Source organism: Acinetobacter sp. VT 511 (assembly GCF_001077515.1).
Lineage (GTDB): Bacteria > Pseudomonadota > Gammaproteobacteria > Pseudomonadales > Moraxellaceae > Acinetobacter > Acinetobacter schindleri.
Window position 1 is genome coordinate 44,234 of sequence record NZ_LFRE01000026.1, and the last position, 6,947, is coordinate 51,180.

General features: G+C 41.1%; 5 protein-coding genes. 4 read left to right on the top strand and 1 reads right to left on the bottom strand.

Going from position 1 to position 6,947, the window contains the following annotated elements:
- The first annotated feature begins 4 nt into the window (after positions 1 to 4).
- Positions 5 to 1,126, top strand: coding sequence for a 5-(carboxyamino)imidazole ribonucleotide synthase (locus tag ACS72_RS00865; RefSeq protein WP_048880953.1), 1,122 nt, complete (start codon positions 5 to 7; stop codon positions 1,124 to 1,126).
- 694 nt (positions 1,127 to 1,820) lie between these two features.
- Positions 1,821 to 3,110: a lytic murein transglycosylase gene (locus ACS72_RS00870; protein WP_048880954.1), complete on the top strand. Its 1,290-nt coding sequence runs from the start codon at positions 1,821 to 1,823 to the stop codon at positions 3,108 to 3,110.
- Between the two features lie 75 nt (positions 3,111 to 3,185).
- Here ACS72_RS00870 and ACS72_RS00875 read toward each other — a convergent pair whose 3' ends face one another.
- Positions 3,186 to 4,313: an anhydro-N-acetylmuramic acid kinase gene (locus tag ACS72_RS00875; RefSeq protein WP_004813956.1), complete on the bottom strand. Its 1,128-nt coding sequence runs from the start codon at positions 4,311 to 4,313 to the stop codon at positions 3,186 to 3,188.
- Between the two features lie 63 nt (positions 4,314 to 4,376).
- On the opposite strand from ACS72_RS00875, the gene tyrS reads away from it, so the two are divergent.
- Together tyrS and ACS72_RS00885 are read left to right on the top strand one after the other, a co-directional pair.
- Entirely contained in the window at positions 4,377 to 5,609 is a 1,233-nt protein-coding gene (tyrS, locus tag ACS72_RS00880; RefSeq protein ID WP_163172613.1) for a tyrosine--tRNA ligase, read from the top strand.
- A gap of 534 nt (positions 5,610 to 6,143) precedes the next feature.
- Positions 6,144 to 6,446 (top strand): hypothetical protein, encoded by a 303-nt coding sequence (locus tag ACS72_RS00885; protein WP_048880955.1) that lies wholly within the window; start codon positions 6,144 to 6,146, stop codon positions 6,444 to 6,446.
- Positions 6,447 to 6,947: the final 501 nt, after the last annotated feature.

The following is a 6,947-nucleotide window of genomic DNA, read 5'->3' on the forward strand; positions in this document are numbered from 1 at the left end:
CGCAATGGATAAAACCATCGGTATTTTTGGTGGCGGTCAGCTCGGTCGAATGATGGCACAAGCGGCATTACCTTTAAACATTCAATGTACTTTCTTTGAAGCCACTATAGACTGCCCTTCGGCTGCATTAGGTCCAGTATTTTCGACCAAGGCTGAAAATGGTCTGCAAGACTTTATCAATAGTGCAGATGTGTTCAGCCTTGAGTTTGAAAATACACCATTGGCTGATGTAGATGTTTTAACGAAAAACAAAGACCTGCATCCGCCGCGTCAGGCTTTGGCAATTGCACAGCATCGTCTGTCTGAAAAAGCCCTGTTTGATGAACTTGAGATTCCGGTTGCGCCGTATAAAGCAGTCACCTCTCTAGAGAGCTTAAAAACTGCTGTTGCAGAACTCGGTCTGCCGATTGTACTTAAAACTTCTCGTGGTGGTTATGACGGTAAAGGCCAATTCGTTCTACGTTCAGCAGATCAAGTTGATCAGGCTTGGGCAGAACTGGGTCCTGCCGGTGAACTGATTGCAGAAAGTTTTGTCACTTTCTCACGTGAAGTCTCAATTATTGCGGTACGTGGTCAAGATGGTGATGTGAAGACCTGGCCATTGGCTGAAAATCATCATCATAATGGCATTCTGTCTCATTCGATTGTACCTGCACCCAATAGTGCAGACTTGCAGCCAGTCGCACAAGATTACATCACTCGCCTGCTGAATCATCTGAACTATGTGGGTGTATTAACTCTTGAGCTGTTTGTGACAGATAAGGGGCTATACGCCAACGAGATGGCACCACGTGTGCATAACTCAGGGCACTGGTCGATTGAAGGTGCAGTGTGTTCTCAGTTTGAAAACCATGTGCGTGCAGTGGCTGGCTTGCCATTAGGTTCAACTGAAGTGATCCGTCCAACCGTGCTGGTGAATATCATCGGTCAACATCCAAAATCTGAAGATGTTCTAGCCTTGGAAGGCGTGCATTTGCACTTATACAATAAGTCAGAACGTGAAGGCCGTAAGATTGGTCACATCACCCTAATGCCAACCGACAGTGCACAATTGACTAAGCTATGTCGTCAATTGGCGAAGATTTTACCGAATCCATTGGCATTGAGCGAAGATATGAGCATCTAAGCTTTAACTTGCTGATAAAAAAAGCGATCACACCTGTGGTCGCTTTTTTATTTGTCGGCTTTCAGGCATGATTGCGCCTCTTTGAAAATACCCTGCCATTTATCGGATTATTTTCAAAATCAATTGCTTATAAAACAGACAATAATTTATAAATAATTGATGAAAATTTAATCTGTTGCTGCATCAGTTCGGCTATGCAGATTTAAATTTAAAATGAATTTAAAACTTGCAAAGTGTGCTTTGAATTTAAATTCATAAAAATAAATTCAAATTTAAAAAGAGGTCATTTGAATTTAGATTTTCTATTTTGAATTTAAATTCAAAACAATAAATTTAAAAGCCAGAGAATGAATTCAAAGTTTTAAATTTAAAAATCCTTCTTGTATTTTATAAATGAATTTAAATCCTAATTGTCTGCAATTACTTGTTATTAAGCTTATGTGATGTTGGTTATCCACACAGTCAATTTTGAATTTAAAAGGCTGATAACATGGCTTTGAATTTAAATTTAAAAATTAGTTCAAATTTGAATTTAAAGCATCTTGTGGATAAGTTTTTAAATTCAAAACTTACAAATAAATTTAAAAGTGAAGAAAATATGAATTTAAATTTTACGTATTTGCGCTTTAATTTTATCCACAAGCTGATAAGGTGAATAGGAACATAATTCGAAATATAAGTATTCAAGGGTATTATGCAACGACTTGCACTTTTTCTTGGCTCAATCGTTCTGGCTGCCTCTCAGGCACAGGCTGAACTGATCATTAATGGACAGCGCGTAAGTACATCAGAGCTGACCTCGAGTCCTGGCATCTATACGCCAAGTTCCAGTTCATTTCAAAGCTGTCTGGCTAGATTAAAACCTCAGGCACTCACTAAAGGTGTCCATGCAGCGACCTATGACCGATATACTCAAAATTTGACCCCGGATTATTCTGTAATTGAAAGACTCAACTATCAGCCAGAATTTTCAACGCCAATTTGGGACTATCTGTCTGGTCTGGTCGATGAGGAGCGCGTACAGCAGGGTCGTCAGAAATTACAGCAGCATCGCGACGTATTAAATCGAGTTAGTGCTGCTTATGGCATTCCGGCTGAAACTGTGGTGGCAGTCTGGGGCGTGGAAAGTAATTATGGTGATATTTCTGGTAAATATCCTTTATTGCAGGCGCTCGGTACTTTGAGTTGTGAAGGTCGTCGTCAAAGTTATTTCCGTGGTGAGTTCTTTACTACCATGAAGCTGTTGCAACGTGGTGATGTCTATGAAAACCAGCTTAAAGGTTCATGGGCAGGAGCTTTTGGTCATACCCAGTTTATGCCATCCACTTATGATGAACTGGCGGTCGATTTTGATGGTGATGGGCGTCGTGATCTCGTCAGCAGCATCCCGGATGCCTTGGCTTCAACAGCCAACTTCTTGAAAAAACGCGGCTGGCAAACCGGGCAGCCATGGGGTTTTGAAGTCAAAATTCCTCAAGGTATGTCAGTTTCGGGTGAAGGTCGTCGTAATAAAAAATCCTTGAGTAGTTGGATCAATCAAGGTCTGGTTCGTGCCGATGGTTCGGCATTAGTTCAAGGGAATTTATCGGAATCCTCTCAAGCTGGTTTATTGGCGCCTGCCGGTGCCAATGGGCCGGTGTTCCTGGTCTTTAAAAACTTTGACGCCATCTATAGTTATAATGCAGCCGAAAGCTATGCTTTAGCCATTGCACATCTGTCAGATCGTTTGCAAGGTAAAGGTGGCTTGGTGCAAACATGGCCAACCGATGATGCTGGCACATCACGTGAAGAACGTCGAGAGATTCAACAATTTTTGCTCAATAAAGGTTATGACATTGGTGCAGTGGATGGTTTGATTGGGGATAAAACCCGTCAGGCGATCCGCCAAGAGCAGATCCGTTTAGGCTTAACTCCAACCGGACGGGCAGGTCAGCAGATTTTACGTGCGTTTCGGAATGAAAATGCCAAACTGATGATGCAATAACAGAGATTGAAAAAAAAGGTCTGCAATAATGCAGACCTTTTTTATACCTATATATAGTTATAAGAGTTCATGAGATTAAACTGCTGTAATCGTACCGAGCACACGATAGCCTGAAGCCCCAGTCACAGCTGGCAGATTGCCACTCAGCTGATTCATAAAGCGCATCGCCAGCCAGGCAAAGGCAGTGCCTTCGACCCATGTTGGATTTAAGCCTAAATCAGCTGTGGTTTGCACACTCCAGTGATGTTTACGCAAACGCCAGCGCAGCTGTTCCAGTAGATGTGAATTATAAGCACCACCTCCACAAACATAGACTTCACCCGTATCCAGACCAGAGCGATAAATCGCTTTTTTAATGGCACGTGTGGTGAGCTTCATGAGCGTCGCCTGAACATTTTCCGGGGTATCTTCCAGCTCATCATATTCTAAAGCACTGCGCCAGTCGGCAATTTGTTCATCCAGCCATTCCAGATTAAAGTCTTCACGGCCAGTACTTTTGGGAGGTTCTTTGGAGAAAAATGCATGTTCCTGCAAACGATCTAACAGGCTACGGATGGGTGTACCATAGGCTGCCCAGTTGCCATTTTCATCAAAAGGCTGGCCGGTATAACGCTCACACCAGGCATCCATCAGAATATTGGCTGGGCCGGTATCAAAGCCGTAGACTTGATCTGGCTGACCGGCAGGCAGAATACTGACATTGGCAATACCGCCCAGGTTTAGAATCACCCGGTGAATGCTGTCATGCTGAAAAATATCCTGATGGAAAGCCGGAACTAGCGGTGCACCCTGGCCACCAGCCGCCAGGTCACGGCGACGGAAATCGGAAATCACCGGAATCTGGGTAATTTCAGTAATAATGTTTGGATCACCGATCTGCAGGGTAAAGCCATGTTCAGGACGGTGGCGAATAGTCTGTCCATGTGAGCCAATAGCTTTGATTTGTGTGCGATCCAGCTTATTTTTTTCAATCAGCGCATTAATACCATGACCAATCATCTGTGCCAGCGCAACATCTGCTTTACCCATGCGGTCAATTTCATTATCGCCTGGCAGTGTAAGCGCCATCAATTCATCACGAAGATCATGATCAAAAGGTAGGGTGAGGGTGGCATGAAGCTGGAGTGGATCAAAAGAAGCAGCAACAATATCGACACCATCCATGCTTGTGCCGGTCATTACCCCAATATAGATCGCTGTCATGGTTATTCTTAAGCCTGCAATATGCTGAAAAAGTGTTAGTATATCGCACAAATTGAATAACTGATGTATTTGGGTTTTGTGATGTCAAATTTCCTGCCGGCTGAAGAACAACTTGCCCTCATCCAACGAGGCACCCACGAAATTATTTCTGAAGAAGATCTTCTAAAGAAATTAAAGCAGAATCGTCCACTAAAAATTAAAGCGGGTTTTGACCCTACTGCACCTGACTTGCACTTAGGTCATACTGTACTGATCAATAAGCTAAAAGTGTTCCAAGACCTGGGTCACGAGGTTTTCTTCCTGATTGGTGACTATACTGCGATGATCGGTGATCCAACCGGCAAGAGTGCAACACGTCCACCATTATCACGTGAACAAGTTTTAGAAAATGCTAAAACTTATCAAGAACAAGTATTTAAGATCTTAGATCCGAATAAAACTAAAGTTGTGTTTAACTCGGAATGGTTTGCACAAAAAACTGCTGCTGATCTGATTCAACTGGCATCACAGCAAACTGTTGCCCGTATGCTTGAGCGTGATGACTTCACAAAACGTTATAACAACCAGCAACCGATTGCGATTCATGAATTCCTGTATCCATTGGTACAAGGTTATGACTCAGTAGCACTAGAAGCAGACGTAGAGCTGGGTGGCACAGACCAGACCTTTAACCTGTTAATGGGTCGTACCCTTCAAGGGCGTTATGACCAGGAAGCACAAGTCTGTATTACAGTACCAATTCTTGAAGGTTTAGATGGCGTTAACAAAATGTCTAAATCTTTAGGTAACTATATTGGCGTCTTTGATGCGCCGGGTGCGATGTACCAGAAAGTACTGTCAATGCCGGATTCACTGATCGAACGTTACTTTGATCTGCTTAGCTTCAAATCTGTAGAAGAAATTCAGGTATTGTTGAAAGAGATTGAAGAAGGTCGTAATCCACAGGAAGTGAAACGCATTCTTGCACTGGAACTGGTTGAGCGTTTCCATGGAAGCGAGGCTGCTGAGCATGCACATAAAGGCGCGGGTAATATCATTACTGAGGGTGAACTTCCTGAAGGCACACCGGAAGTAACCATTTCATTAAGCGAGTTCGGTGGTGAAATCTTTATTACTTCAATCCTGCGTGAAGCGGGTCTGACTAAAAACTCGGCACAAGCCAAAGATGCGCTGGGTCGTGGTGCAGTAAAAGTAGACTGGCAACCAGTTGATACGTCTTTTTCTGTGAAAGAAAACGTGACTTTGATTGTTCAGGCGAGCAAAAAAGCGATTGCAAAAGTGACCTTTGTTGATTAAGACACTTTCTAAGTTATTGAATTAAAAGCAGGCTTCGGCCTGCTTTTTTTTATATGACTCTATATTCAAAAATCAAATAAGCAAATTCAAAAAAAACCTTATAAAAACAAGAGTTAAATTTTGCCAAATTCCTTGCGTTTCCCTATTATTATGTATAAGATTTATTCATCTAGAGAATTCGCTTTAAGCACATCTAGAGGGTAGTGGTAATAATAAATAACTCCACAACTTATAGTCTCTTCCCCAAGAGACTTTTTTTAAGATACTGAAGCAAATAACTATAATAATGACATACTGGATCGGGTAAAGATTCAATTGCGAGGGAGAGATTTTGGGAGAGATCTCTTCCTTTTTTATTTGAAAAACTCCACTTTTCCTTTTTATATTGTCTTTTAAAAATCAATTTTTTTATTTGCTTTAAATCCACTACAGATCGCCGGATAGATACTGACATCCAGAAAGTTATCAGTATGCTGATCACATCAGGTCTCAAAGAAGATCTAGAAATTTAAAATAAGAGGGTAAGCAGTGTTTATGTATCACTATCGGACTCAGGATATTTTTGATCAGGAAATTGATTTTATTTTACGTTTTCTATTTGAATACGATACGCCTGAGCAGAAACAGAAATCTTTTAAACAGGCATATACTTTATTACAGCAACTCGATCTCGCATCACACTATCTTCTCTTTTCCTTAGTCAAAGAGCGGTTACCTCGTCGGGCTAAATTGTTATTTGCTGCTGAGGACTATAAAGGTAAGAAAGAAGTGATTGAAGAAGTCATGCATCACTGGGTGGGACATAAGTATCGCCAATACGTAGCTTCGCTATCTTAATATTCTCTTTGGCTTTATATAGATATTAAAAGTCAGGTTTCGTAACTTATATAAAGCTGAATACGGCTGATTTGACTATTTTTACTTTTTAAAACCTGAGATTAGAAAAAGAAGTCGCTATGAAAGCAGCAAACTGACTTTCCTGATAGGACCTATATCTATTAGTCGGATAGAAAATAGCAAAATATGTAAGCTGATATAAGCAAGTTTTGAAAAATTCTGAATACAGAGCTGAAATTTCACAGTCTTATTAAGATTTAGTACTTTTTTGAGAGCTATTAGGTCTTAATAAAAATAACCGTTTTAAAATGAATTGCACTGAATACAGGTTTTATTTCAAAGAAGCGGTTAAATTTTAGATAAAAAAGCGATTTTTTAGTGATTTTCGTAGAAAAAAGATACATACGTGAAAAATATAGTGAATTGGGGGTTGCAATGATTCTGAAATCCTCTAGAATGCACCCATACCGACGAGATACACGGTGATGAACGAAGCGAGAC

Excerpts from the sequence above, each read along its gene's own strand:
- ACS72_RS00865 (WP_048880953.1), top strand. The coding sequence starts at position 5 with ATGGATAAAACCATCGGTATTTTTGGTGGCGGTCAGCTCGGTCGAATG.
- ACS72_RS00870 (WP_048880954.1), top strand. The coding sequence starts at position 1,821 with ATGCAACGACTTGCACTTTTTCTTGGCTCAATCGTTCTGGCTGCCTCT.
- ACS72_RS00875 (WP_004813956.1), bottom strand. The coding sequence starts at position 4,313 with ATGACAGCGATCTATATTGGGGTAATGACCGGCACAAGCATGGATGGT.
- tyrS (WP_163172613.1), top strand. The coding sequence starts at position 4,377 with ATGTATTTGGGTTTTGTGATGTCAAATTTCCTGCCGGCTGAAGAACAA.
- ACS72_RS00885 (WP_048880955.1), top strand. The coding sequence starts at position 6,144 with ATGTATCACTATCGGACTCAGGATATTTTTGATCAGGAAATTGATTTT.